Source organism: Streptomyces sp. NPDC126510 (genome assembly GCF_040302345.1).
In the GTDB taxonomy this organism is placed as follows: domain Bacteria; phylum Actinomycetota; class Actinomycetes; order Streptomycetales; family Streptomycetaceae; genus Streptomyces.
On record NZ_JBEORR010000001.1, the window covers coordinates 452,054 to 476,348 of the forward strand.

At 70.2% G+C, this 24,295-nt stretch carries 20 protein-coding genes and 1 pseudogene; 14 read left to right on the forward strand and 7 right to left on the reverse strand.

From position 1 onward, the window contains the following. Nucleotides 1–15: 15 nt before the first annotated feature. The 3 genes and pseudogenes from ABTX60_RS01795 to ABTX60_RS43180 form a co-directional block, all read right to left on the reverse strand. Nucleotides 16–2,667: an RICIN domain-containing protein gene (locus ABTX60_RS01795; protein WP_352095099.1), complete on the reverse strand. Its 2,652-nt coding sequence runs from the start codon at nucleotides 2,665–2,667 to the stop codon at nucleotides 16–18. A 174-nt stretch (nucleotides 2,668–2,841) separates the two neighbouring features. After that, nucleotides 2,842–3,948 carry a ricin-type beta-trefoil lectin domain protein gene (locus tag ABTX60_RS01800; RefSeq protein WP_352095100.1) on the reverse strand — a complete coding sequence of 369 codons (1,107 nt, stop codon included), beginning with the start codon at nucleotides 3,946–3,948 and terminating at the stop codon, nucleotides 2,842–2,844. A gap of 227 nt (nucleotides 3,949–4,175) precedes the next feature. Continuing rightward, nucleotides 4,176–4,617: pseudogene (locus ABTX60_RS43180) on the reverse strand (hypothetical protein). A 1,096-nt stretch (nucleotides 4,618–5,713) separates the two neighbouring features. Between ABTX60_RS43180 and ABTX60_RS01810 the strand changes: the two are divergent. The 4 genes from ABTX60_RS01810 to ABTX60_RS01830 all read left to right on the forward strand — a co-directional run bounded on the left by ABTX60_RS01810 (nucleotide 5,714) and on the right by ABTX60_RS01830 (nucleotide 8,476). After that, entirely contained in the window at nucleotides 5,714–7,069 is a 1,356-nt protein-coding gene (locus ABTX60_RS01810) for an extracellular catalytic domain type 1 short-chain-length polyhydroxyalkanoate depolymerase (protein ID WP_352095101.1), read from the forward strand. A gap of 458 nt (nucleotides 7,070–7,527) precedes the next feature. Further along, nucleotides 7,528–7,992 carry a barstar family protein gene (locus tag ABTX60_RS01820; protein WP_352095102.1) on the forward strand — a complete coding sequence of 155 codons (465 nt, stop codon included), beginning with the start codon at nucleotides 7,528–7,530 and terminating at the stop codon, nucleotides 7,990–7,992. A gap of 174 nt (nucleotides 7,993–8,166) precedes the next feature. Beyond that, nucleotides 8,167–8,349 (forward strand): hypothetical protein, encoded by a 183-nt coding sequence (locus ABTX60_RS01825; protein WP_352095103.1) that lies wholly within the window; start codon nucleotides 8,167–8,169, stop codon nucleotides 8,347–8,349. Beyond that, complete coding sequence (locus ABTX60_RS01830; RefSeq protein ID WP_352095104.1) at nucleotides 8,324–8,476, forward strand: hypothetical protein; 153 nt, start codon at nucleotides 8,324–8,326, stop codon at nucleotides 8,474–8,476. Before ABTX60_RS01825 ends, ABTX60_RS01830 begins: the two co-directional genes overlap by 26 nt. A gap of 1,460 nt (nucleotides 8,477–9,936) precedes the next feature. Here the strand turns inward: ABTX60_RS01830 and ABTX60_RS01835 are convergent. After that, complete coding sequence (locus ABTX60_RS01835; protein ID WP_352095105.1) at nucleotides 9,937–10,737, reverse strand: winged helix-turn-helix domain-containing protein; 801 nt, start codon at nucleotides 10,735–10,737, stop codon at nucleotides 9,937–9,939. 533 nt (nucleotides 10,738–11,270) lie between these two features. Between ABTX60_RS01835 and ABTX60_RS01840 the strand changes: the two genes are divergently transcribed. The 3 genes from ABTX60_RS01840 (at nucleotide 11,271) to ABTX60_RS01850 (ending at nucleotide 13,524) form a co-directional block, all read left to right on the forward strand. Next, a complete protein-coding gene (locus ABTX60_RS01840; RefSeq protein WP_352095106.1) occupies nucleotides 11,271–11,723 on the forward strand; it encodes a hypothetical protein in 453 nt (150 codons plus the stop codon). Nucleotides 11,724–11,906: 183 nt separating this feature from the next. Continuing rightward, nucleotides 11,907–12,362 (forward strand): regulator component, encoded by a 456-nt coding sequence (locus ABTX60_RS01845; RefSeq protein ID WP_352095107.1) that lies wholly within the window; start codon nucleotides 11,907–11,909, stop codon nucleotides 12,360–12,362. Further along, nucleotides 12,349–13,524 (forward strand): MAB_1171c family putative transporter, encoded by a 1,176-nt coding sequence (locus ABTX60_RS01850; protein WP_352095108.1) that lies wholly within the window; start codon nucleotides 12,349–12,351, stop codon nucleotides 13,522–13,524. The genes ABTX60_RS01845 and ABTX60_RS01850 overlap by 14 nt, the downstream gene beginning before the upstream one ends. Nucleotides 13,525–13,558: 34 nt before the next feature. Here the strand turns inward: ABTX60_RS01850 and ABTX60_RS01855 are convergent, their stop codons facing one another. Then, entirely contained in the window at nucleotides 13,559–14,392 is an 834-nt protein-coding gene (locus tag ABTX60_RS01855; protein ID WP_352095109.1) for an SDR family NAD(P)-dependent oxidoreductase, read from the reverse strand. 204 nt (nucleotides 14,393–14,596) lie between these two features. Between ABTX60_RS01855 and ABTX60_RS01860 the strand changes: the two genes are divergently transcribed. From ABTX60_RS01860 to ABTX60_RS01875, 4 genes are all read left to right on the forward strand, one after another. Then, nucleotides 14,597–15,334 carry an ATP-binding cassette domain-containing protein gene (locus tag ABTX60_RS01860; protein WP_352095110.1) on the forward strand — a complete coding sequence of 246 codons (738 nt, stop codon included), beginning with the start codon at nucleotides 14,597–14,599 and terminating at the stop codon, nucleotides 15,332–15,334. A gap of 242 nt (nucleotides 15,335–15,576) precedes the next feature. Beyond that, complete coding sequence (locus tag ABTX60_RS01865) at nucleotides 15,577–16,719, forward strand: glycosyltransferase 87 family protein (RefSeq protein WP_352095111.1); 1,143 nt, start codon at nucleotides 15,577–15,579, stop codon at nucleotides 16,717–16,719. 139 nt (nucleotides 16,720–16,858) lie between these two features. Then, on the forward strand, nucleotides 16,859–17,434 hold the full coding sequence (locus ABTX60_RS01870) for an FkbM family methyltransferase (RefSeq protein WP_352095112.1): 576 nt from the start codon (nucleotides 16,859–16,861) through the stop codon (nucleotides 17,432–17,434). Nucleotides 17,435–17,462: 28 nt separating this feature from the next. Continuing rightward, nucleotides 17,463–18,632 carry a glycosyltransferase family 4 protein gene (locus ABTX60_RS01875; protein WP_027735011.1) on the forward strand — a complete coding sequence of 390 codons (1,170 nt, stop codon included), beginning with the start codon at nucleotides 17,463–17,465 and terminating at the stop codon, nucleotides 18,630–18,632. Between the two features lie 40 nt (nucleotides 18,633–18,672). Here ABTX60_RS01875 and ABTX60_RS01880 read toward each other — a convergent pair whose 3' ends face one another. Both ABTX60_RS01880 and ABTX60_RS01885 read right to left on the reverse strand, forming a co-directional pair. Further along, nucleotides 18,673–19,341 (reverse strand): LuxR C-terminal-related transcriptional regulator, encoded by a 669-nt coding sequence (locus tag ABTX60_RS01880; RefSeq protein ID WP_352095113.1) that lies wholly within the window; start codon nucleotides 19,339–19,341, stop codon nucleotides 18,673–18,675. Continuing rightward, nucleotides 19,329–20,606: a sensor histidine kinase gene (locus tag ABTX60_RS01885; RefSeq protein ID WP_352095114.1), complete on the reverse strand. Its 1,278-nt coding sequence runs from the start codon at nucleotides 20,604–20,606 to the stop codon at nucleotides 19,329–19,331. The genes ABTX60_RS01880 and ABTX60_RS01885 overlap by 13 nt, the downstream gene beginning before the upstream one ends. Nucleotides 20,607–20,753: 147 nt before the next feature. Here ABTX60_RS01885 and ABTX60_RS01890 point away from each other — a divergent pair, with 147 nt between their 5' ends. The 3 genes from ABTX60_RS01890 (at nucleotide 20,754) to ABTX60_RS01900 (ending at nucleotide 24,291) form a co-directional block, all read left to right on the forward strand. Then, complete coding sequence (locus ABTX60_RS01890; RefSeq protein ID WP_352095115.1) at nucleotides 20,754–21,500, forward strand: ABC transporter ATP-binding protein; 747 nt, start codon at nucleotides 20,754–20,756, stop codon at nucleotides 21,498–21,500. After that, the gene (locus ABTX60_RS01895) at nucleotides 21,500–23,485 is read left to right on the forward strand and encodes an FtsX-like permease family protein (protein ID WP_352095116.1); all 1,986 of its coding nucleotides are present in this window, start codon (nucleotides 21,500–21,502) and stop codon (nucleotides 23,483–23,485) included. The genes ABTX60_RS01890 and ABTX60_RS01895 overlap by 1 nt, the downstream gene beginning before the upstream one ends. Before the next feature lie 143 nt (nucleotides 23,486–23,628). Further along, the gene (locus tag ABTX60_RS01900) at nucleotides 23,629–24,291 is read left to right on the forward strand and encodes a response regulator transcription factor (RefSeq protein ID WP_352095117.1); all 663 of its coding nucleotides are present in this window, start codon (nucleotides 23,629–23,631) and stop codon (nucleotides 24,289–24,291) included. Nucleotides 24,292–24,295 lie beyond the last annotated feature (4 nt).

Sequence of the window (24,295 nt, forward strand, 5' to 3'; positions counted from 1 at the left end):
GCTCGGGTGTCGAGGTCAGGACGGGTCGCCGTACTGCAGGCCGCGTCCGTTGGTGCCGACGTAGACGCGGCCGTAGGTGTCGGGGTCGCCGGTGATGACGCCGACGCCGCCGATGGCGCCCCACTGGTGGGCCTGGTCGTTGACGCGTAGCCAGGTGGCGCCCTTGTCGGTGGAGCGGAAGACTCCGGTGACGTTCTTGACGGTGCCGATCAGATACAGGGCCTGGTAGTGGGCGCCCGGCTTGGCCTTGCCGAAGCCGAGGGCGGAGGCGGACTGCACCGTCTTGAGCGTGGTGAAGGTGCGGCCGCCGTCGGTGGAGTGCAGCAGCCCCTTGGTGCCGCCTGCGATCCACAGGTCTCCGGCGATGCCGGGCACCGCTGTGAGCCGGCCGGAGGGCAGGCCGGCGGCGCGGGCGGTGAAGGTCGCGCCGCCGTCGGTGCCGGCGTAGAGCGTGCCGCCGGACAGTGAGTAGAAGGTCCTGGCCGAGGAGCGGTCGGCGACGACCACGGCGTCGCCGCCCAGGCCACCGACCCTCGACCAGGTCGCCCCCCTGTCGGTCGAGCGGTACGGGGCCTGGCCGGCCTGGGTCCAGACGATGGTGGAGCCGTCCGCCGCGAGCGCGACATGCCCGTCCTGGGCACCGGCCACCGGCTCTGCCTTGAAGCCGTTCCAGCTGCTGCCACCGTCGGTGGAGTAGGCGCCGTCCTGCGCGCCGCCCCGGCCGACGCGGACCATGATCGAGGGCTTGGACTGGGCGAAGTCGATATCGGTGCTGTTGGTCATCAGCGGGTTCTTCAGCCGCCCGGAGGGCACCTTGGTCAGGGAGTCGTGCCGGAAGCCGCCCTGGTCGCCCATGGAGGTGATGACGGTGGCGCCGCCGGGAGGGGCGATCGCGTCCAGCAGCGCGGTCTCCTCCAGTCCTCGGGCGCCCATGTTCCAGTGACTGGTGCCACCGCTGTCGGAGGCGCCCGCGTCCTTGCTGCGCAGGATGCCGTTGCCGGTGCCGTACAGCACGTGACCGGAGTTGAAGGGGTCGATGGCCAGGGCGGTCATCCAGTGCCCGGTGTGGGTGCCGACGTAAGGCGCGGCGGAGGCATTGCGCTTCGACTTGTCAGCCAGTGCCTTCCAGGTCGTGCCGCCGTTTGTGCTGCGGTAGATCTCGTCCTGGGGGTACCAGCGGCCGAGGGTGGTGACCATGACCGTGGAGGGCTTGCGCGGGTCGACGGCCAGACCGGAGAACCCGTAGTTGCCCTGGGAGGGGGAGATGTTCTTCCACGCCCCGCGGTTCGGCGTGTACTTCCACACCGAGCCCGCCGTCACGCCGTTGGGTCCGAGGTTGTCGGTGTACGTCAGGTACAGCGAGCCGTCACCGGAGAGGACGCCGTGCTGTGGCAGCTGGCCGGTGGGCTGCCCGGGGACGAACTGCCAGGTGCTGCCGCCGTCGGTGGAACGGTACAGGGCAGTGGACTTGTCGCCGACACCGACGTAGATCGTCTTGCTGCCGGCCGGGCCGTACGTCACGAAGGAGATGCCCCCGCCGCTGCTCGCCCCGTCCTTGACGGGGAACGAGGAGACCTGACGCCATGTCACGCCGAAGTCGGTGCTGCGCCACAGGCCGTTCTTGCGCGTGCCCAGCAGCAGGGTGCCGTGGTCGGCCGGGTCGACCACGAGCCGCTCGCCCGCCCCGCGTCCGTCCTCGTTGCCGCCCACCTTGAACGACAGATCGGTGCGCTTGAAGGTGCGGCCCCGGTCCGTGGAGCGCAGGATCGCGCCGTTGCCCGCCCACTCGTTGGTGTAGGTGCCCGCCCCGAGGTACAGGCGCTTGGGGTCGACGGGGTCGGTGGCCAGCGAGTCGATGCCCAGCAGGTTCCAGTCCTTCTCGCCGATCCAGTCGGTCAGCGGGATCCACTGCTCGGCCCCGGTGTCCCAGCGGTAGGCGCCGCCCATGTCGGTGCGGGCGTACAGCAGACCCTTCTCCCGCTGGTTGAACACCTGCCCGGTGACGTAACCGCCGCCCACCACCTGGACGTTCTTCCACACATACGGTTCTGCCGCGGCCGTGGTCCGCGCGGCGCCGGATCCGGACGCCAGGGCCCGGTCCGCCTTCACCAGCTTCCACTGCTGACGGGAGCCGCCCCGGCTCGGATACTGGACGACCGCCGCGCCCTGGGCCGTGGAGCCCCCCGAGACGTCCAGGACCTGCCCGCTCCTGCGGGAGGTGAGGATGACGGCGTCGGAACCACTCACCTCGCCGATCCGCCATTCCTGGGAAGCGGCGGAGCTGTCGGTCTGCTGCTCGGCGGCGGCCCCTTGGGCTTTTGAATTGGCCGCTATGCCCAGCACCTTGCCGCTGTTGCGGTTCACCAGCTCGTAGTAACCGTCGCCCGTGGGCCGCAGCCTCCACTGCTGGTTGGCGGTGTTCTCGTCGGTCCACTGCTGGATGCGGGTGCCGTCGGCGGTGGAGAAGCCGTCGACGTCCAGCACCTTGCCGCTCCGCACGGAGACCAGCCGGTAGTAGGCATCGCCGTCGACCGTCGCGGCCTGCGAGTCCTCCTGCGCGAACAGGAGGTAGGGCACGAGGACGGCGGGCACACCGAGCACCAGACCAGTGGCGGTCCAGCGGCGGCGGTGACGCCCGCGGCGCCCGCCGTTCGTGGGGTGGTTCATGGGGAGGCGTTCTCCTTGCATGCTGTACACGTGGAAATCCGGATACCGGCCAACGAACTGGCCGGATCCGATTCCTTGTGGTCACAGGCTGCGCAAAGGGTTGCCGTGATCCTGGAACTCTCGATGGTCTTCCGGGATCCGAACCCCGGAAGGGGCGCAGATCCCGGAGCGGGGTCATCCGGCGGTCAGAGTGGTCCACTTCTGGTTGGAGCCGCCGTTGCAGTCCCACAGGTGGAGCTGCGTGGCGTCGGCCGTGGAGGAGCCCGGAACGTCGAGGCAGCGGCCCGAGGCGGGGTTGCGGTAGCCGCCGTTGTAGGGCTGCCAGACCTGGTTGGCGCCGCCGTGACAGGACCAGAGCTGCACCTTGGTCCCGTTCGCGGTGCCATAGCCGGCTGCGTCGAGGCACTTGCCCATGGAGCGCAGCGTGCCGTCGGTGTAGGCGGACCACAACTGGTTGGCACCGCCGCCACAACTCCAGGTCTGGACGGCGGTCCCGTCGGCTGTGGCGGCGCTCTTGACGTCCATGCACTTGCCGGCGATGCCGGACTGCACGCGTGCGGGGGCGGGGGCCGGGCTCTTCAGCCATCCGGCGCTGTCCGCTGCCCGGACGCCGCGGTGGAAGGCGTCGGCCATCTTCTGGTAGCCCGAGTCGTTGGGGTGCAGGGGGTCGGCCAGGTCGGCCGTGGTCAGGCTGCTCATGTCGACGTGGGCGACGTGTTTGCCCGCCGCTTGTGCCTCGCTGACGATCTGGCGGGTGGCCTGGTTGTACGCGCCCCGGAACCGCTCCTCCGAGCTGCTGGTGGACACGACCAGGGAGGCGACGAGGACCGTTGCGTCGGGGACGTCGGCGGTGATCTGGTTGACCAGCGACTGCAGCCGGGCGATGGCGGTGTTGACCTCGGAGGCCCCCTGGAGGTCGTTGGTGCCGATGTGCAGCGTGACGACATTGGGCCGGTAGCGGGTGAGCGAGGCGTCGGCGAGCGCGGCGATCTGGTCGATGCGGTACCCCGAGTGGCCCTCGTTGTCGGGATCGGACATCGAACCGGCCCGCCCGGTGCCCACGAAGTCCAGCGGGTGGCCGTCCGCAGCGAGTCTGTCCCACAACGGCGCCCGGTAGCCGTTGCCCGTACTGCTTCCCACACCCCAGGTTATCGAGTCGCCCAACGGCATGACCCGCAAAGGCGTGTCCGAGGCGGCGGAGGCAGGGGTCACACCTGCCGTTGTCAGCCCGAGCACGGCGGAGACAAGCGTGACCAGGGGCAGGATCCGAGACTTCTTCATGGAGTTCCTTCTCTTCTGCGAGTGATTGCTGTCCAGCGGGGCTGAATCACCGCCCGGCGGGCATCGAGGTGCGGTGCGTCACGGCGATCCGCTCGGCGTGCGGATCGTCGAACACGGGGCGCCGTGACGGCCGTTGCCGCTGAGGAAGGCGGTCTCCCACCGGGTGGCCGGGTGCGGCCGTCAGGTGCCGTGGACGGTGAGGACGACGCCGATGCCGCTGTCGCGCGTCAGGCGGGCTCCCCGTATTGCACGCCGCGTCCGTTGGTGGCGATGTAGACCCGTCCGTACACGCGGGGATCGCCGGTGATGGCGGCTCCGGTCCAGCCCCACCGGTGACGGTCGTCGTTGATCCGTGTCCAGGTCTTCGCCGCGTCGTCGGAGCGGAGACGGCGGTGATGGTGTCCGTGGCGCAACGGCCGGCCCGGTCGTCCCACCGGTAGGCACCGCCGATGTCGGTCCGCGGGTAGGCCGGCCCGCGCACGGAGGGATGGAACAGCACCCCGCTGATGAGACCCGTACCGCCCTGGACCACGTGCGCCGGCGGTAACCGCTCTTCGCGGGAGTGGCGGCGGCTTGCGCACGTCCCTGGCCGAGCGGCAGGGAGACGGCCGCGGCTGCGGCAGCGGTCCCGGCGAGTACAGCTCTTCTGCTGATGTGGAGCGTGCGCATGACATACCTCTTCCTTGTGCGAAGGAGACGTAAAGAGCGACGCCCCTGAGGGGCGCGGGGACCTTGCCGGTGCAGTCGGCCGCCGAGCCGTTCTCCAAAGGAAGGTCCGGCCGTGCCGCTGCCGGCCATGCGCGTCGGGAGCAGCTTGTCGGCGGCCTTGCCCTACGTGGTGCTCTCGCGCGCCCCACTGTCCGACCTGCCCCAGGCGGTGAGCAGCGGCATCCCAGCGGCCATCGCTGCGGTGGCGAACGCCATGGAGGCGGGGAAGCCTCTCCGGCTTGGCGGGCAGCAGGCGGAGGCGGCATTCGGCGTCATCGCGTCAACCCTTCATGACGCACCAGGACACCCGGCGGAGGGTCGTCGGCTGAGGTGTCGTGACTGTAATTGGCTGAGCTGAAAGCAGACATCCCATTACTGCGACATGATGCACAGTCGAAGCGCTTCGACGTTGCTGCGAGGTTAAGTGAAGGCATGAGGGCGCACAAGGGCCGCTTCGAAGATTACTCCAGGGTACAAAAAGGGGGCCCGTGCGCTCTGTTCAACGCGGCGAGGCTGCCCTCTTGACACCGCACTGGAGCTCTGACGAGCATCGAAGCGCTTCACTGTTCTCCTCCGGCCCATCTCAGGGGAATCCCATGCGTCTGCCCACAAGCCGCACACACCACCGTCGTAGCGCGGTCGCAACGACTGTTCCCGAAGCGCATCGACACCCCTCCGTCGCGGCTCCGCCTCGACGAAAAGATGGGATCCCTGAACCAGCTCACGCCCGCCGTCGATCGCCAGAGCGTCGACAGGTCACACGCCGGCCAGGAGCCCAGCACGGCTCGCCTGGAGGGGCCGGGCAACCGTCTCGCCCAGGCGGCCGGGTCGGCGAGGCAAGCTCCAAGCTGGTTGGGCAGACAGCGCGTTCACTTCACAGCCGCCGCGACGCAGTGCGGCGTCCCGAGCCTTCGTCAGGGCGGGCCGCCCTCGCCCGTACCCGCCGGGTCTGATGCCAGAGCCTGGAGCGACCCACCGTCGGACCAGGCCGATCCCACGGGGCGGCATCCAGCCGAAGCCGTTCTCGGCCGCGCCGGATTCCAGAAAGGACAGCGTCATGTCCCCGAAGTTCAAGAAGAGAAGCGTCAAGGATGTGCTGGTAGCCCTGCTGATGGGGATCTCGCCGCTGATCGCGGCGCTCATTCTGACCGGCACCTCGGCCACCACCGCATCGGCCGCGTCGCTGAGGGAGGTGACGAACTTCGGCAGCAACCCGGGCAACCTGCGGATGTACACCTACGTGCCCGACAGCGCTCCGGCGCACCCGGCGGTGCTGGTGGCGGTGCACTACTGCACCGGCACGGGGCCCGCCTTCTACTCCGGCACGGAGTTCGCCCGCCTTGCCGACCGGTACGGGTTCATCGTCGTCTACCCGGACGCGAACGTCAGCGGGCAGTGCTTCGACGTCTCCTCACCCCAGGCGCTCAAGCATGACGGGGGCAGTGATCCCGCGAGTATCGCCTCGATGGTCCGGTACACCGTGCGGAACATGAACGCCGACGCCGACCGGGTCTACGTCACCGGTGCCTCGTCCGGCGCGATGACGACCAATGTCTTGCTCGGCGCATACCCCGACTTGTTCAAGGCGGGTGCGGCATTCATGGGCGTGCCGTTCGGCTGTTTCGCCACCACCGACGGCTCCGGCTGGAACAGCGCCTGCGCCACCGGCCAGATCACCAAGACCCCGCAGGCGTGGGGCGACCTCGTCCGAGCCGCCTACCCCGGGTACACCGGCCCCCGGCCGCGGATGCAGCTGTGGCACGGCACCGAGGACGAAGCGCTGTACTACACGAACTTCGGTGAAGAGATCAAGCAGTGGACCAATGTGCTCGGGGTGAGCCAGACACCGGCCCTCACCGACTCCCCGCAGACCGGCTGGACCCGCACCCGCTATGGCTCCGCCTCCGCACACGCAGCGGTCGAGGCGATCAGCGTCCAGGGTGTCGGGCACGCCCTGCCCTCCAGCGGTATGGCGGCCCGGGCCATTGCCTTCTTCGGACTCGACGGCTCGGGAGGTTCCGGCGGCACCAGCACAGGTCCTGTCCAAGCCACCGGTTCGGGCAAGTGCCTGGACGTCCCCGGCTTTTCGCAGACCAATGGCGCCCAGACGCAGATCTGGGACTGCAACAGCCAGACGAACCAATCCTGGACCAGTACGCCGGCCAAGCAGTTCACCGTCTACGGCGGTGCGAAGTGCCTCGACGCGGCCGGCGCTGCGGCCGGCGCAAAAGTCGCGATCTGGGACTGCAACGGCGGCACCAACCAGCAATGGGAAGTCAACTCCGACGGCACCATCACCGGCGTCCAGTCAGGGCTGTGCCTGGATGTGGCCGGTGCCTCCACCGCCAACGGCGCACCGGTCGCACTGTGGGACTGCAACGGTGGCAGCAATCAGCAGTGGCGTCTCAGCTGACACCACCGCCCCAAGGCCGAGACGCTTCTCGAAAGCCACGTTCGGGTTCGAGCAGCCCTCCAAGCTCACGCCCTGCGCGATCTGGCCGCACTGCGTCTGGGGCAGGTCGCCGCTGCCCACGATGTTGATGTCACCGCGCCCCGGTGCAGCCCGGGAACCCGACGGTGCCAGGCCCGCCCCCGGGTCCCAGTCGATGTGCTCATCGACTGGGAGTCCGGGCAGCGGTTCAGGCGCTCGATCGCCGGTCACTCCACTTGACCGCACTTCGGCAGGAACGGCGCCTACAAACTTCCCGAATTCGACAGCCAGGGGAACAGCATCCGTTATACGGAATGGGGCACGGTGCAGTCGATCGACAATCCGAAATGGGGTGGCGAACGGGTCGTGACCGGGTCGGACGGATCGGCGTACTACACTCCGACCCATTATCAGACGTACATCGTGATGGAGACCGGCCGATGAGCAACGCCACCTGGTGGGGACGGAACGAGGAAGAAGTCCGTGTCGTCCCGACCGACTCCGCGCTCTCCGTTGTGCGCGCCCTGCCTCCCACCGGATTGATTTACTCGGCGCGGATGCGAGGACCGGAAATGCGCGACTCCGACGGGGTGTTCACTCAGTTCTACGAGGCACTGCGCCTCCCGGACTACTTCGGCTGGAATTGGAACGCACTGCGGGACTGTCTGACCGATCTGCACTGGATCAGCGCCAAGCACTTCCTCCTTACCATCGATGACGCCGACGCCGTGCTTTCCGAGAGCACCGAAGAACGCGAAATCCTTTTCCGCGCCCTGAATGACGCCGTTAAGTTCTGGGCAGAACAGCCCGAGCTTCCGGGCCAGGAAAAGATAACTTTTCAGGCGGTACTTCTGTGCCCGCCCGATCTCCAGGAGGAGATGCTCCGCCAAATCAGAACTTCTTGAGGTCTCCTTCGAAGTACGCCCCGGGCGGGCTCCGCGCGGACTAATTCAAGGACTTCCGGCACGAGATGTGCACGGTGCTGTGCCGCGCTCCCGGCGATGCCGTGCTGACCTGCCCTACGCGACCTCGACGTCCTCGACGAACCACTGGACGCCCGCATCGGTATCGCCCCCGACGTGGCGCTCCTCGTCCAGCACGGCACTGTCGTCGGCTGGAGCCTCACGGACCTCGCACGCTACCTGACCACCGGCTTCGCCGCCTCCGACCCGCTCCCCCCGGTCCCGGCCACCCGCCGCCTGCTCACCGAATGCCTGGACCTGGTCACCACGCCCGGTGGTCGACGACCTGGTCGACGGTGAACCGGCCGCCCTGGCCCGCCTCCGGGCCGCCGACAAGGCCCTGCGCGAGCAACGCGAGGACCGGCACCGGGCCGACGCCCTGCTAGAGCTGATCGCCACCTACGTGGAGGACTACGGGAACTGGTGAACGAGGAGAAGACCAGGTCCGTGACCTGTTCCGGTGTTGGCAGCGGGACGGTACTTGGGCGGTACTCTCACCCAGCTCCAGGCCGAAGCGGGACGCGAAGGGCCTGATCAAAAGGGGGACCTCCAAGCGTCATCCGAGCGTCAAGAAGTTCCAACCAGGTCGCGAGGGTGTCGCCGATGCGTACTTCTCTCCCACGAAGTCGCAGGTCAGGCACCCTTCGTGATCGGCTCCAAAATGGCCACGCACTCCACGTGCGACGTCATCGGAAACACATCACAAGGCGTGCGGACGGGAGAATCTGCAGGTCACATCGGTTGTTCCTGCCTTACGCAGGGGCTGTGAGGCAGCCGAAGCGTCGACTGAGCGTCATGACTGACGGACTTTCTTTTCTCCTCCCGACTGGTATACCGGACTGTCCGCGCTTCTGATCGCCTCGTGGCCGTCATGTTGCTGCTCGGGCGGCAGGTCAGCCGCTGGAGGGGCTGCACGAGATGCCCGGCGCAGCGCTCCCGCCATCGGGCCGCCCCGGACGCGTCCGGGCGAAATCCGGGCGGCGCGATGTGTACGGGCCGACCCGGCGGACCGGTGACGTGGCTGGACCTCGGGAACGACTCGTCGCCGAGTGGGGCGTGGTGATCCATTGCGTGTGCGCTCTCTTCCTCTCGACGGAGCCGGGGCACCACGACGGGCGCCCTGGATCGATCGGATGACGCCGGCGGCCGGGACAGCGACGGGTGAAGGCGGTGCCGCCTTCGGCGGGTGAGCCGTGGGCCCGGTGGTGCCGGCGAAGATCTCGCCATCTCCTTCGCCGCCTACTGACCACAACAGCAGGCGCATGCACTCCTGCGGCACGGTGCTCTCGCCGCACTCACGGCCCGATCAACGACTGCGGCCGTATGGGGATGCCGTGGAGGAGAGGCGGCACCGGGGTGGGGAGCCTGCCGGCAGCCTCCCCCACTGCCGCCGTGTCGCGGCCGGGGCCGAAGGCGAGCTACATGCCAGGGAACCGCTGGGACACATGGACCATCCCTGCGCGCCACGGCCCCGGCCACGCGCGGATGTGAGGGCTTTCATGTCGCCCGGATCCTGCAGGGCACGGTGGGGATCCCGGAGACGGGCGGGATGTTCCGCGTCGCGATCGAGGACGTCAATGCCTGGACCGTAGGCGACTTCAGCTCCTCCGAGCACTGACCCACCCGCCGCCGTGTCGAGAGCGGCACGGCACGCATCGGGGGCCCTATCGGCGCACGCCGATGGGGCCCCATCCATGCTTTGTTCGGCTCGTTCCTGTCCCGTCGGTCAGACGGACAGGGGGCTGCCAAGCATTGCGGAAGCCTTCCAGCACGCAGTCTCGCCGCCAGCACCCGACGCACCCACGAGGCGGAAGCCCTGGCGGGAACGGGCCCGCGGGCACCGTGAGGCCGCGAACGACCGAGCCTTCCCTGCCGTTGCCGGGCCGCTCAGTCCCTCCGGCCGAGCACCGCCTCGCCGAGGTGTGTCAGGCGGTGCAGGGTCAGGTTGTCCCGGCGTTCGGGAGCGACCATCCCGGACCTGCGCAGGACACCCAGATGTCTGCTGACGGAGGGGTGGGAGAGGTCCAGACGGCGGGATATCTCGCTGATGGACATGGGCGACCGCAAGGATTCGAGGACGTTCGCGCGGCTGTGCCCGAGGAGGTCGCTCAGAGCAGCGGTCCGGTCCTCCTCCTGGTCCCAGAGTCCGGCGGCGGTGTCGGTGGTGGGGCTGACGTTGTAGACGAGGACGGGGGCGTCCTGGCCGCCCGTCTCCGCATCGAGGACCATCGGCCCGAGTGCGAACAGCGACGGAGCGATGACCAGGCCCTCCCCGAGCGGGTCGGCTCGCTGGCCTTCCTGCTCGCCGTCCACGCGGAGCAGGGGAGCGTGCCAGCTGATGGAGGGGTGCAACTCGTTGAGAAGGCTCTCCACACCACCGGAGAGAACGGCGCGGCCGCGCGCCTCACGTTCCTGTTCCAGGTGGTTCCGTATGCGCCCCCAGAAGGGCACCACGGCCACCGAGCTGAACCGCCGTGTGTCGGCGTGGGGCGTCGCTCCCGGGGCGCGTCGCAGGAAGCCGGTGCCCGGCCCGCCGGACGTGCTCGCCTGGCGGAGTCTTCTCCGCACCTTCATCCGCCAGTCCGCGAACTCGTCCGGTCGCGTGTCCGCGTATCTGAGCTCGGCGAACCGGGTTTCGAGATCCAGCCCGAGGGAGCCGACGAAGCGGATGCGAGAAAGGTCTTCCACCGTGAGATGCATGCAGACCAATGCGCTGTCTCCTCAACTCGGCTCGTGCGGTTCGTGCGTCACGCCTTTCCACGGGCACCGGCTGCGGACCCATTCGGCCGGACGGCTCCGCCCTTCGTGTATACCCTGTTGCCGAACCGGCGAGGAGACGTCGGACACTGCCGGTGGTCGGGCACGGCAGGGCCCTCGGGATTTCTGAACACGTGACGAGGCCGGCACGCGGATCTGCGTCGGATCCCGCCGGCTCCGGTATGGCTGTCATCCCCGTGATTCCCCCTGGTGCGACGCAAGCACTCGGGGACCGTACTCAGCGGATGAAATGGTGTCAACTGATCCGCTGGAGCCTCCGTTGACCTCGTCGGCCGTCATCTGCCCCGCACACTCCTCCGCGCGTGGAAGCAGGGGAAGTTTTGAGCCAAAAAGGCGGTCACGCGTTTGGAGGGAGTGGGCAAGGCGGCGGGTCACTGCGTAAGTTGGGTGTCCTATCCTGTCCGCTGGACACAGACGTGCTATCGCGCCCGGGAGTTGGAGACTTGGCCAGCAGCAGCAACGATGACAACGGCACGACAGGCCCGTCATCCCTGGCTCGACGGCTTGAGGACATCGTCAACGCCTACTACCGGGGCAACCGTCCCCCCTACAGCAAGATCGCGGAGGAGATCCGCCAGAGCACGGGGCGGACGTTCTCGGCCACCTACCTCTGGGAGCTGACGACGGGGCGAAAGCGGAACGTGACACGCGACCACCTCAGGGTACTGGCGGAGCATTTCGGCGTCACGCCGGACTACTTCACCGACGAGGAGGTCTCCGAGAGAGTGAGGCGCCAGATGGAGTTCGCCGTCGCCCTGGGCAACAGCAAGGTACGAACGCTGGCCTTCCGCGCCGACGGGTTGTCGGAGGCAGGGCTCGACGCCCTGCTCGCACTCGTGAACGCGATGTCCAACGAATCCGGTTCCGATGGAGGACACCAGCGTCCCGGCCGGTGACACCATGCGGAGAGTCGGGGCAGCCACGACCAGTGAGAGCAAGAGGGACGAAGCCCGCTCATGCAAGCGCTCAGGCGACTTTCGGGTTTCTGTCATCCGGGACGGGGGTGACAGCAGGTGAGACGAACGGGGGAATACGCCAAGTTACAGCGGAAGTGTGCGGCGATCCTGCGTGATCTCGGGGTGCACCGGTCCCTTTCCTTCGACGCGATCCGTGAGCGGGTGGAGGAACTCAGAGGCCGGCCGCTCGTTCTGAAGGAGCTGCCCGAGCAGGCAGCGATCGCCGGAGCCTGTGGCCTCTGGCTGGGCACCGACGACGCCGACTACGTCTTCTACGAAGCCCGGACCGCGCCCCTCCACCGGGAACACATCATCCTGCACGAGATCGGCCACGTCCTGTGCGACCACCATCGGGGCGTCACGGACCCGGGCGACGAGCTGACGGACCGGCTCCTCAGTGGTCTGCAGCCCCATCTCGTGAAGCGGCTGATGGGTCGGACCAGTTACACGACCGCCGAGGAACAAGAAGCCGAGATGATCGCCAGCCTCATACAGAGCGCCGGGAAGACCGGCCCGGTGGCCGGCTCTCTCGGCCGTCTCGGCGCGTTCCTGGGAGTGACGGACGATGTCGGCATCTGAGCTGGCGACCCAGGTGGGGCTCTTCAGCATCATCACCATGTGGTTCGCCCTCGTCTTGCGTGCCCGGCCCGCGCTGCGCCAGCCGCACCAGCGGGGACTGTGGCTCACGGTCCTGGCTGCGGCCATCGCCATCACGCTCTTCCAGCCCGAGGTCGTCGGCCGGCTCACGCACGCCGGCGTGGAACTCCACACGGTGGCCCTGACCCGGAACCTGATCGGCGTCCTCAGTGCCGGGCTGGTCCTTCTCTTCATGGTCGATTCCACCCGGATACGCCGCCTGCGTCTCACCGTGGCGGCGGGGCTGACAACGGTGATGGGCGCGTTGGTCGCCCTGGACCTGCTTCCGGGCGACCACCCGCCCGAGAGTGTCACATCCGTGCAGGGGCCGGCCGACCCGGCGTTCTCCTACTGGTTGATCCTCCTCGTGGCCCATCTGGCCGGTGACGCCGTCGCGCTCGTGGTCTGCTGGTCGTACAGCCTGCGCACCGGGGACCGCGATCTCGTCTGGTCGCTGCGGCTGTTCGCCGCCGGGAGCGTCCTCGCGCTCGTCTTCTGGTGCGGCTACCTCTGGCACCTCTACGGCGGCGCCTCCGCCATGCTCTCCTACCTGTCCCTGATCATCGGCGTCCACGGCTGCATCAGGGCGGCATCACTGCTCGTCCCCACCGCGACCGCCCTCGTCCGGTCATGGAGCGCGCTGCGTGTCACCTGGCGTCTGTGGCCGCTGTGGCGCGATCTTGTTCTGGCGGTGCCCCAAGTAGCGCTCTCCAGCCCGCAGCGGACCAGGCTCCAGGAGGCCCTGCGACCGCGCTCCCCGCTGGCGCTGCAGGCTCACAGGCAGACGATCGAGACCTATGACGCGCTCTTGGACCTGCAGCGATTCGTCCAACCCGGCGCCTATGAAGAGGCGCACCGGCATGCCCGGCGCGCAGGGGTGCCGGAGCATCGCCTCGCCGCCGCCGCACTGGCCGGAACGCTGGGCCAGGCCCGACGGGCCAAGCTCGCCGGTGCGCCCCCGTCCGTCCCCCGTCCCCTGCCCGGCGTAGAGCACGGCAGCCTCGCGACCCTGCTGGGGATCGCCCGGATGTGGCCGTCGATGACGGACGCGCTGCCCTGGCACGACGAGCGAGTCGACGCGGTAGCACCGACCCACCGCGAGTGACGGGCGGCGGCACGGCAGTCGCGGGTCCGGGACGCTACCGAGGAGTGCCGGGCGCCTCGTCGTGACGGGGCGTGACACGGAAGTCGAACGCCAGCGTCCCGGGGTCCAGGGCCGTGGCCCCGCCGTCGACCGTGAGCACGGCACCGTTCACGTAGGAAGCCGCCGGGGACAGCAGCCAGCTGATCGTCTCCCCGACCTCACGCGGCTCACCCGGGCGCCCCAGTGGAAGAAGCCCGGTCACCTCCTCGTAGGCACCGTCCACGCCCTCACCCCGCAGGTCCGCCTCCGCGGCGAAGCGCGCCATGCGGCGGTCGGCCATCTCGCTTCTCACCCAGCTCGGGCACACGACGTTGGCCCGCACTCCTCGACGCCCGTAGTCGACGGCGACGGAACGGCAGAGCTGGAGCAGGGCCGCCTTGGACGTGGCGTACGGGGCGTTGCTCGTGCCGTTGCGCAGGGCGGACACCGAAGCGACGGCGACCACAGCCCCTCTCGCCTCCAGCAGGTGCGGGATCGCCGCGCGCAGGAGCAGCAGCGGACCGGTGACGTTGGTGCGCATCACCTCGTCCCAGTCCTCCAACGACAGGTCGCCCACGGACCCGCCGCGCCCGATGCCCGCGTTGAGCACCAGTCCGTCGAGTCGTCCGTACGCGGACAGAGCCGCCCGGACGAGACCGTCGGCGGCCTCCGGGTCCCTCGCATCGGAGGGGTGCGCAAGCACCCCGATCTCCTGCTCGAGACGGCGCAACGGCTCGCTCCGCCGGCCCGAGACGACCACATGGTGGCCTCCTTCGCGCAGCAGCCGGGCGGTGGCCTCCCCGATGCCCGAGCCTCCACCGGTCACGACAACAACTCGTCCGTCAGTCACAGCTGTTCTGGCTCCTTCGAGATCACAAGACGCATCCGAGCCTAGGACCCGGTGATCCCCTGCTGATCACTTTGAGACATGGCAGGTGGTGGGGGAAACCCACCCCCGAACTCTCCTGCCAGGTCTACTGCCTCCCCCCGGCCGCCCTGTTGCACTGGAATCCCCGGATCCCGACTTCGACGAGGGCAGCCCGACATGTCGCAGATGACCGATGTCCGTCTCCCCGTTGTCCAGTTGGTCAGAGTCTCCGTGGACCGCCGCGGTGCCGTCGGCCGTGGAGGCGCACTCCTCGAAGCCAGTGCGGGCTTCCCGGAGCGAACCCTCACCGCGGTCGTGGGTCCTTCCGGTGCGGGCAAGAGCGCCCTTCTGCGGTGCGCCTCGGGTCTGGAACGGCCGGACCGGGGCAAGGTGTTCAAGGGCTCCCGGGAGCTGGAGGCCATGGACGATCAGGAGCTCACGGAGCTTCGGGGTCTCTTCGTGCCGCGTCAACCCGAGTTGGACCCGGCGCTCACCACGTGTCAGATCGTGGCCCAGGCGTCGTACGCCACCGGCCGCAGAACCCGACGGGCGGCCGCTATGGAGGCGCTGCGCCACGTCGACCTCGAGGAAGAGGCCGGGCGGTACCCGGACGAGCTCTCCGCCGAGCAGCTCAGGCGCGTCGCCATCGCCAGAACCCTGCCGACGGGCCCCAGGATTTTGTTCATCGACGAACCGACGGACGCGCTCGACCACGCCGGTGGGCGCCGGATCATGGATTTACTGCGCGCCCTGGTGGAGCAGGTCGGACGCACCGTCGTCATGGGCACACGCGATCCCGCGGCCGCGGCCTGCGCGGACCGGGCCGTCTTCCTCGTCGGCGGTCGTGTGGTCGGCAAGATCGACCATCCGACGGCCGACGAGGTCGCCGCCGAACTCGTGCGACAGCAGCCGGGACAGGGCTGACTCCCTGACTCCCCGGCCTGTGCGACGGGACGCCCGATGGTGGGGAAAACCCGACCGTCAGGTCTCGACCTGGCCGTCATGACCTGACCCGATGCTCCGGATGCAATGGACGAGTGCTGATTCATCGGGGTCAACTTCGTCCGGACACAAGGAAACTGTGGTGCGTCGGCTGGCTCGTGGCAGCCGCCTGGGCCGCTGTCTTTCCGTTCATCACGGCACCCGAGCCGCACCGTGTGTGGGGCATGAGCGCCTGCCTGGGTTACCTCTGCGCGGCGGTCGCCGCGCTGTCGGCGCGCCCGCGTGGCCGCGCCGTCTCGGTCTGCCTGGCGCTCTTCGGGGCCGTCGTCGTGCCCTTCGTGCTCCTGGTGCTGACCGGCACGGCGCAGAGCGAGGTCGGCGTGGTCGAGCGCTCCGGGCTGCTGACCTTGCGCCAGGCCACGCCGTACCTGCCCGATCCGCACACGGTGGGCGAGGTCACCCCGTACCTGCCGGGCATGGCCGTGTTCGGGCTGCCGCGCGCGGTGCTGGGCGAGAGCGGCCCCCTGCCCGGGCTGCTGGGTGACGCCCGGCTCTGGTGCGCCGCGGCGTTCCTCGGCTGTCTGTGGGCCGCCCGGCGCGCGATGCGGCGCCCGGTCGGCGGCCCCTCGGCGGTCGGCAGCGGCGCGTCGCGGGGCTACGCGGTCGGCGCGTTCGTCGCCTCGCCGGCCGTGGCGCTTCCGCTCTGCGTCAGCGGCGTGGATCTGCCGCTGACCGGGCTGCTGTTCCTCACGCTGGCGTTCGCGGCGCGGCGGCGACCGGTGGCCGCCGGGCTGGCGCTCGCCGCTGCCTGCTCCCTCAAGTGGACCGCCTGGCCCGCTGTCGCGGTCGCCGTGACGCTGCTCGCCCACCACGGGGGGACCCGCGCGGCCGTGCGCGGGGCGGTCGTGGCGGTGGGGGGCACGGTCCTGCTCGTTCTGCCGAGCGCGCTGCTGTCGCCGGGGCCCCTGGTGCAGCAGGTGTTCGCCTTCCCGACCGGGCGCGGGCCGTTCGAGACCCCGGCGGCCAGTCCGCTGCCGGGCCGGTTGCTCGCCGACCTCGGGCCGGCCGGCTGGTGCGCGGCGGTCGCACTGCTGCTGGGCGGTGGGCTGGCCGTCTTCGTGTCCCTCCTGGTCCGGCCTCCGCACGACCTCATGTCGGCCGCCGACCGGCTTGCCATCGGCCTGTGTGTCGCGTTCCTTCTCGCGCCGGCCGGGCGCTTCGGATATCTCGCCCTGCCGGTCACCCTGGCCGTGCTCGCCCGGCTGGCGGGTGGCGCCCGCCGGAAGGAACCCGCGCACGACCGCGTCGTACGAGCCTCCCGTCCTGCGCGCCCGGCCCCGGTTCCCGCCGCGCGGGGTGCCCGGTGAGGGCCCGTCGCACCGCGGCGGCGTGGGCGACCCTGCGGTGGAGCGCCCATCGGTTGCCGTTCGGCGAGGAGGAGGTGGCGGGTCTGCGGGCGTTCGTGCCGGCGGGGTCGGTGTGCGTGGCCGCGGGAGCCACACCTGGGTGCCGGGTGCCCTGGCCGGGTCGTCCGGCCGGGTGCACAGCGTCGAGCCGCTGCCCGGCCCCTGTCGCCGGCTGCGGGTCACCGCGCGGCTCCTTGGCGCCCGCAACGTGACCGTGCACCGCGCCGCCCTGGGTGACTGGTGCGGGCGCGGCAGGCTCAGCCTGCCGGTACGGCGAGGGCTGCCCGTACAGGGCCGGGCCTACCTCACCGAGGGCGCTCACGGGCCCGGCCTCGATGCCGAGTTCCGCGCGTCCCGCACCGTGGTGGCGCCCGTCCGCACCCTCGATCAGCCGGCCCGCGAGAGCGGCCTGGAGCGGCCGGCGTGCGTCAAGGCCGACGTGAAGGGCACCGAACTCGCGGTTCTGAAAGGCGGGCCGGCCACGCTGCCCCGCCACCGTCCCACGCTGCTGCTGGAGATCGAGCACCGCCACCTGGCGAAGTACGGCGTGCATCCGGCCGACGTCGCGCGGCACTTGCGCAGCTTCGGCTACCAGGCCCATCGCCGGCGGCATGGCCACTGGGTCCCCGTCTCCCACGTCACAGACGACTGTCGCACCTACCTCTTCACCGCCTGACCACCCCTACCCGGAGGCAGCAACCACCATGGGCACCACCCTGATCGTCACCAACGACTTCCCGCCCCGCCAAGGCGGCATCGAGACCTTCGTCCACGCCATGGCGACCCGCGTCCCGGGCAACGACGTGGTCGTCTACACGTCCAGCGAGCCGGGTGCCGCCGCGTACGACGCCACTCTGCCGTTCCCGGTTCTCCGGGATCCCAGCCGCATGCTGCTGCCCACTCCCAGGGTGACCCGCCGCACGCTGGAGATCGCCCGGCGGCACGGCTGTGACCGGGCCTGGTTCGGGGCCGCCGCCCCGCTCGCGGCGATGGCGCCCGCACTGCGGCGCGGCGGGATACGGCGGATGGTCGCCACGACGCACGGTCACGAGATCTGGTGGGCGCGTACACCGGGCGCCAGGCGGGTGATGCGGCGCATCGGCGAGCACGTGGACGCCGTGACGTACCTCGGCGAGTACACCCGGCGGCGCATCGCGCCGGCGCTGGGGCCGCGGGCCGCACTGGTACGGCTGGTTCCGGGCGTGGACGCGGCGGCGTTCGTGCCCGTCTCCGGCCGGGCCCGGGAGGTCCGGGAGCGGCACGGCATCGTGGGCCGCAAGGTCGTTCTGTGCGTCTCGCGGCTCGTCCGGCGCAAGGGCCAGGACATGCTGATACGGGCGCTGCCCGCCATACGGAAGGCCGTGCCGGAGGCGGTGCTGGTGATCGTGGGCAGCGGCCCGGAGGAGGAGCGGCTGCGCAAGCTCGCGCGCCGGTACGCCGACGGACACGTGGTGTTCGTCGGCGGGCTGGACCACGAGGCGACGGCCCCGTACTACGCGGCGGCGGACGTGTTCGCCATGCCGTGCCGAACCCGGAAGGCCGGGCTCGAGGCCGAAGGGCTCGGCATCGTGTTCCTGGAGGCAGCGGCCAGCGGACTGCCCGTGGTCGCCGGAGACTCGGGGGGTGCGCCGGACGCGGTCGTCGACGGGGTGACGGGCACCGTCGTGGACGGCGCGGACACGGGGGCCGTGGCCCGCGCCGTGTCCGGGATCCTGCGCACCCCCGAGAGGGCCGCGGCGATGAGCGATTCCGGCCGGGCATGGGTGACTTCCCAGTGGTCCTGGGACGCGTCGGCGGAACGGCTGACACGACTGCTCTCCCCGGGCGCCGACCTCGAGGCGGCCGTGTCCGGCAGGGGCGACGGGGAGGGCTGACACGGCTCCGGCCCTCTGCGGGCAGCCGTCGGTGCCCCGGTCAGACCTGCGGGACCTCCCGGCGGAGGTGGGCGAGCACCGCCAAAACTCGCCGGTTGCCCTCGGCCGGGTCGAGATCCAGCTTCATGAAGATGTTGCTCGAGTGCTTGACCACCGACGCCTCGGTGATGGTCAGTCGCTGCGCGATCGCCTGGTTGTTGAACCCCTCCGCCATGAGAGCCAGCACCTCCCGCTCGCGGGGCGTCAGGCGCTGCAGCGGTTCGTCGGCGGTCCGCTGCTGGAGCAGCACCCGGACCACCTCCGGGTCGATCACGGTCTGCCCGTCGGCCACGCGGTCCAGCGCGTCGAGGAAGTCGGTTACCTCCCCGACCCGGTCCTTCAACAGGTAACCGAGTCCTCCCTCGGCCGACGAAGCGCCGCTGAACAGCTTCGTCGCGTAGGCCGTGGCGACGTACTGCGACAGCACCACGACCGGCAGGCCCGGGTGGCGGCTGCGCAGTTCCAATGCCGCCTTCAGCCCTTCGTCGCGGAAGCCGGGCGGCATCCGCACATCGGTGATGACCACGTCCGGCCGGTCTGCGTCCACGGCGCGCGCCAGTTCTCCGGCGTCCCCGACGGCGGCGGTCACCACGTGTCCGACTCGGGACAGCAACTCGACCAGACCGGCACGCAGCAGGACGGCGTCCTCGGCGAGCACTACGCGGAGCACGGCACCTCCACCCGCAGTTGGGTCGGTCCGCCGACGGGACTGGTCACGACGAGTCTCCCTTTGAGAATGGCCACACGGTCCGCCAATCCTTGCAGACCGGCTCCGGCTGCCGGGTCCGCGCCACCATGCCCGTTGTCGGTGATGAGCAGGACCAGTTTGTCGTCGCGCAACTGGCCGACGACGCTGACCTGGTCGGCGCCGCTGTGCTTGGAGGCGTTCGTCAGAGCCTCGGTGACGGTGAAGTAGGCCGTCGTCTCTACCGCTGATGGCAACCGGTCCGGCAGGTGCATGTCCACGGTCACCGGGATCGGATTGCGCAGGGCCAGTTCGGACACGGCGGCCGGCAGTCCGTGGTCGGTGAGGACCTGGGGGTGGATGCCGCGCACCAGGGAACGCAGCTGGTCCAGTGCCTGGCGGGCCTCGCCTCGGGCGCGGGCGATGAGGGGGCCGGCCGGCGAGTCCTGGCCGCGCAGCTCCAGTTCGGCCAGTCCCAACGTCATGCTGAGCGCCACGAGTTGCTGCTGGGCGCCATCGTGCAGATCGCGTTCGATTCGTCGCCGCTCCGCTTCGAACGCGTCGACCAACCGGGCGCGGGAACGGGTCAGTTCGATGACTCGGCTGCTCAAGTCCTCATCGCGTGCGGACAGCAGGGACTGGGCGACCCACACCTGTGCGCCGGCGAGGAGTCCGCCCACGTATGCGGAGACGAGCAGTCCGAGCAGGCCCGCGGCGCTGCCGGGCAGGGCAGCGACGGGGTCGGAGATGGGCCGGCCGGGCACCAGCATCACGGTGTCGGGTGCGATCGCCCACACGATGACAGGAGTCGCCGTCAGCAGCACCGACAGGCCCAGCAGGGCGGCGAAGCCGATCCCCGTGGCGGTGAAGACCACGCCCAGGGCGAGGGTGTACCCCAGTTCCCGCCAGGTGGCCCGCTCGCGCAGTCGGGTGCGCAGCCAGGGCCAGGCGCCCGTGCCGGGGAGCGAACCGTGGGGGTCGAGAAGCGGTTCCGGTTCGACGAGCCGTAACCGGTGCCGTTCCAGCGCGGCGACGGGAACGCCCAGCACGGCGACTCCCATGAGGACGAGCAACCCGACACCCACGACGGACAGTCCCACCCCCACGAAGAGGAGGCCCGTGAGCAGGAGCAGTGCGAAGAAGCCCACGACGGTGCCGCTCAGCAGGAACGCCCAGCACCGTAGCGGCCAGGTGGAGAGGGCGAAACGCAGGGGGCGTTCTCTCAGTGCCTCCCAGACGGCGACGGTCATGGTGCGTATCCTCCGGGGCCGTGCGCGGGCGGGTCAGCCGGTCACTCTAACCGGCCGCCGGCCTCGGCGGATGGTAGGGAAAACCCGCCCCACAGGACTCCTTTCAGCTCCACTGACCCGGGCGGCCCGCGCTGCTGAACTGGAAGCATGTCTCTGCTCACCGACATTCAACTGCCGGCCGTCCAGCTGGCCGCCGTCTCCAAGAGCTACCCGGGCGCCGCAGGCAGTGTGCCGGTGCTGCGCGAGGTCAGTCTCGGGTTCTCGCAGCGGGCGCTGACCGCTGTGATGGGGCCGTCCGGCTCCGGCAAGACGACGCTGCTGAACTGCGCGGCCGGTCTCGACAGGCCCGACAGCGGCAAGGTCCTCCTCGGAGACACGGACCTCGCCGTCTGCGACGAGCGGGAGCTCACCGCAGTGCGCCGCGGCCGGATCGGCTTCGTCTTCCAGCAGTTCAACCTGCTGCCGATGCTGACCGCGTACGAGAACGTGGCCCTGCCGCTGCGACTGCGGCGCCGGTCGGTGAAGCGGAACCGGGTCATGGAGGCGCTGCGCGAGGTGGGTCTGACGGACAAGGCCGACCGCCGGCCCGCGCAGTTGTCCGGTGGCCAGCAGCAGCGGGTCGCGATCGCGCGGACGCTGGTGGCCGAGCCGGAGATCGTCTTCGCCGACGAGCCGACCGGTTCCCTGGACCGGCACAGCGGCCGGCAGATCATGGAGCTGCTGCGCGCCGTGGTCGACCGGGCGGGGCGCACGGTGGTCATGGTGACCCACGACCCCGCGGTTGCGGCGTGCGCGGACCGGGTGGTGTTCCTCTCCGACGGCCAGGTCGTGGGGCGGCTCGATCACCCCACGGCCGACGCGGTCGCCGGCCGGCTGAGCATGTGGGAGCGGTGATGTGGCGGATCTCCCTGTACTCGGTGCGGCACTACTGGGCCCTGTTCGCCGGGACGTTCGTCGCTCTCGCCCTCGGCGTGGCATTGATCGGCACGTCCGCGTCGGCCCTGGCAGCTACCTCGGCGGTGCCGACGTCGCCGCGAGCCGGGAACCCGTCGGTGACGCTCACGGACGGCACCGGCGCGGCTCACACCCTGTCCAGTGGCGATCTGGATCTGGGTGGGGTGCAGAGTGTGCTGGCGATGGCGGGGGTGGTGTCCGCGTTCGTGACGGTCTTCGTCATCACCGGCACCTGCGCGTTCGGTATCGCCCTGCGCCGCCGTGACATGGGGTTGCTGCGCATGGTGGGCGCGGGCGGGCCGCAGGTGCGCCGGATGGTGTTGGGCGAGTCACTGGCGGTGGCGGTGCCCGCCGCGCTCGCGGGGTGCGCGGCCGTCGTCGTGGCCGCGCCAATCGCCGTAGAGGCGCTCAACGACACGGGGCTTTCGCCGGTTGATTTGCGGCAGGGACCGTTGCTCTGGCCGCTCGTGTTCGCGGCGGCCGGCGGCCTGTTCATGGCCGTGCTGGGAACACTGGCCGCCTCGGGGCGAGCCGCCCGGGTCCGCCCGACGGAGGCGCTGCGCGAGGCGGACCTGGATGCTCGGACCATGACGGCGGGCCGCGCGGTGACGGCCGTGCTGATGCTGCTGACCGGCGTGGTGATGCTGGCGCTGGCCCCCGGCGCCGGGGCGGAGGCGGCGACTCCACTGGCCCTGTTCGGCACGATGGCGCTGGCGGTCGCCGCCACGCTGCTGGGACCGGTGTATCTGCCGCCGCTGCTGAGGCTGATGGCGCTGCCCCTGCGCTGGGCCGACCCGGTGGCCGGGCGTCTGGCCGCGGAGTCGGTGCGCACGTCGCGGCGGCGTACGGCGTCGCTGGTGGGACCGGTGCTGGCGATCATCGCGGTCGTCGGCGCCTTCACGACCGTGCTGTCGACCACGGGCGCGGCGACGGAGGCGGACGACCGCGCGCGTACCGTCGCGCAACTCGTCGTGGAGCCCGCCCAGGGCGACTCGCTGAGCGCGGACGACGTGAGGGCGCTGCATGCCGACCCACGGGTGGCGGCCGTCTCGGCGCCCTCCGCACTGGAGGTGGCGGTGGCGGGCCCGGATTCGGTGTGGAAGGAGCAGGCGGCGGTCGAGGACCCGGGCGCCCTGGCCCGCACGCACCGGATCTCCGTGGTCGACGGATCGCTGGAAGCGTTGCGGCCCGGCACGGTCGCGGTGTCGCGGGAGTTCGCCGAGTGGTACGGGCATCGCGCGGGATCGACGGTGACCTACGGGCTGTTCGGCGGCCGGCCGGTCAAGGCCCGCGTGGTGGCGGTGCTGGACGGCGGGTCGGCCGTGCCCCCGCTCCTGCTGCCGGGCGGTGCGCGGGACGCGGCCGCGGCCCCGTCGCGTGCCGCGGTGCTGCTCGACGAAAAGTCCGCGGGCTCGGCGCGGGCGGTGGCCGCCGAACTGACCGCGCGGGTGGGCGCCGAGCGGGTCAGGGTGGTGCCGTCGGCCCAGTGGTTCGGCGAGGCCGCGACCGACCAGGACCGGCTCAACCGGCTGGTGCTGGGGGTGCTGACTGTGCCCGCGTCGCTGTACGCGCTGATCGCCGTGGGGGGCACGCTGGTGATGTCGTACAGCCGGCGCGGAGGGGAGATCGCGGGCATGCGGATGCTCGGGGTCAGTGCGGGGCAGGTGCGCCGCATGGCTCTGTGGGAGACGCTGTCGACCTCCGCTCTGGGCGTGCTGATCGCGGCGGGAGTGGTGGCGGTGGGGGCACGGGCCTACCGGGGAGCGCTCACGGTGTTCGGCGGCGAGGCGCCGCTGAGCGTCGAGTGGGGGATGCTCTCGGCACTCACGGCGGCGTGCGTGCTCGCGGGCGTGGTGGTGAGTCTGGCCGCGACCGGTCGTTTGCTTCGGCAAGCCGGTGTGACGATGGTCGCCTCCCGCCACTAGGGGGCTCGGATCTTGCTCGGCGTAGCGTCACCCACCGTGCCGCCCCTATGCTGATGGCCCCCCACGGCTCCAATTCCCTTTCACCACCGGGCGACGTCATGCGCGGTGGTGAGTCGGCACGATCCTATTGAGCAGGAGTCTCCATGCGCGTCGCGATCGCCGAGGATTCCGCGCTCCTGCGAGCCGGGATGGCGAGACTGCTGGCGGACGAAGGAATCGACGTGGTCGCTTCGCTGAGCGACGCCACGGGGGTGCTGGAAGTCGTCCGGAGCACCCGGCCGCACGTCGTCATCATGGATGTCCGCATGCCCCCCACATTCACGGACGAGGGCATACGCGCCGCCCTGGAGATACAGAAACTCGGAACGGACACAGCGGTGTTGCTCCTTTCTCAGTACGTGGAGCCCACCTACGCCGAGGAGCTGGTCCGGAACGCGCCGACGGGGACGGGGTACCTGCTGAAGCAGCGCGTCGGGGACTTCGAGGAATTCCTTGCCGCCCTGCACCGGGTGCGGTGCGGGGAAACCGTCCTCGACTCCGACATCTTCAAGCAGTTCGTCGGAAGTCCACGCGAGAAACGCGCCACCGAATTACTGACGCCGCGCGAACGCCAAGTGCTCGAACTCATGGCGACGGGGCTCACCAACAGCGGAATCGTGAACCGCCTCGGCATATCCGAACGCGCGGTGGAAAAGCATGTCACCTCGATCCTCGGCAAGTTGCGGATTCCCAACACGGGGGAGAACCATCGCCGGGTACTGGCCGTACTGGACTATCTGCGGGGCCTGGAAAGGCTGAAGGACTGAGCCG

What these genes read in the sequence shown, in the direction of transcription:
- ABTX60_RS01810 (WP_352095101.1), top strand. Translation starts at nt 5,714, where the DNA reads ATGTCCCCGAAGTTCAAGAAGAGAAGCGTCAAGGATGTGCTGGTAGCC.
- ABTX60_RS01860 (WP_352095110.1), top strand. Translation starts at nt 14,597, where the DNA reads ATGACCGATGTCCGTCTCCCCGTTGTCCAGTTGGTCAGAGTCTCCGTG.
- ABTX60_RS01895 (WP_352095116.1), top strand. Translation starts at nt 21,500, where the DNA reads ATGTGGCGGATCTCCCTGTACTCGGTGCGGCACTACTGGGCCCTGTTC.
- ABTX60_RS01800 (WP_352095100.1), bottom strand. Translation starts at nt 3,948, where the DNA reads ATGAAGAAGTCTCGGATCCTGCCCCTGGTCACGCTTGTCTCCGCCGTG.
- ABTX60_RS01890 (WP_352095115.1), top strand. Translation starts at nt 20,754, where the DNA reads ATGTCTCTGCTCACCGACATTCAACTGCCGGCCGTCCAGCTGGCCGCC.
- ABTX60_RS01820 (WP_352095102.1), top strand. Translation starts at nt 7,528, where the DNA reads ATGAGCAACGCCACCTGGTGGGGACGGAACGAGGAAGAAGTCCGTGTC.
- ABTX60_RS01850 (WP_352095108.1), top strand. Translation starts at nt 12,349, where the DNA reads ATGTCGGCATCTGAGCTGGCGACCCAGGTGGGGCTCTTCAGCATCATC.
- ABTX60_RS01900 (WP_352095117.1), top strand. Translation starts at nt 23,629, where the DNA reads ATGCGCGTCGCGATCGCCGAGGATTCCGCGCTCCTGCGAGCCGGGATG.
- ABTX60_RS01865 (WP_352095111.1), top strand. Translation starts at nt 15,577, where the DNA reads ATGAGCGCCTGCCTGGGTTACCTCTGCGCGGCGGTCGCCGCGCTGTCG.
- ABTX60_RS01795 (WP_352095099.1), bottom strand. Translation starts at nt 2,667, where the DNA reads ATGAACCACCCCACGAACGGCGGGCGCCGCGGGCGTCACCGCCGCCGC.
- ABTX60_RS01885 (WP_352095114.1), bottom strand. Translation starts at nt 20,606, where the DNA reads ATGACCGTCGCCGTCTGGGAGGCACTGAGAGAACGCCCCCTGCGTTTC.
- ABTX60_RS01875 (WP_027735011.1), top strand. Translation starts at nt 17,463, where the DNA reads ATGGGCACCACCCTGATCGTCACCAACGACTTCCCGCCCCGCCAAGGC.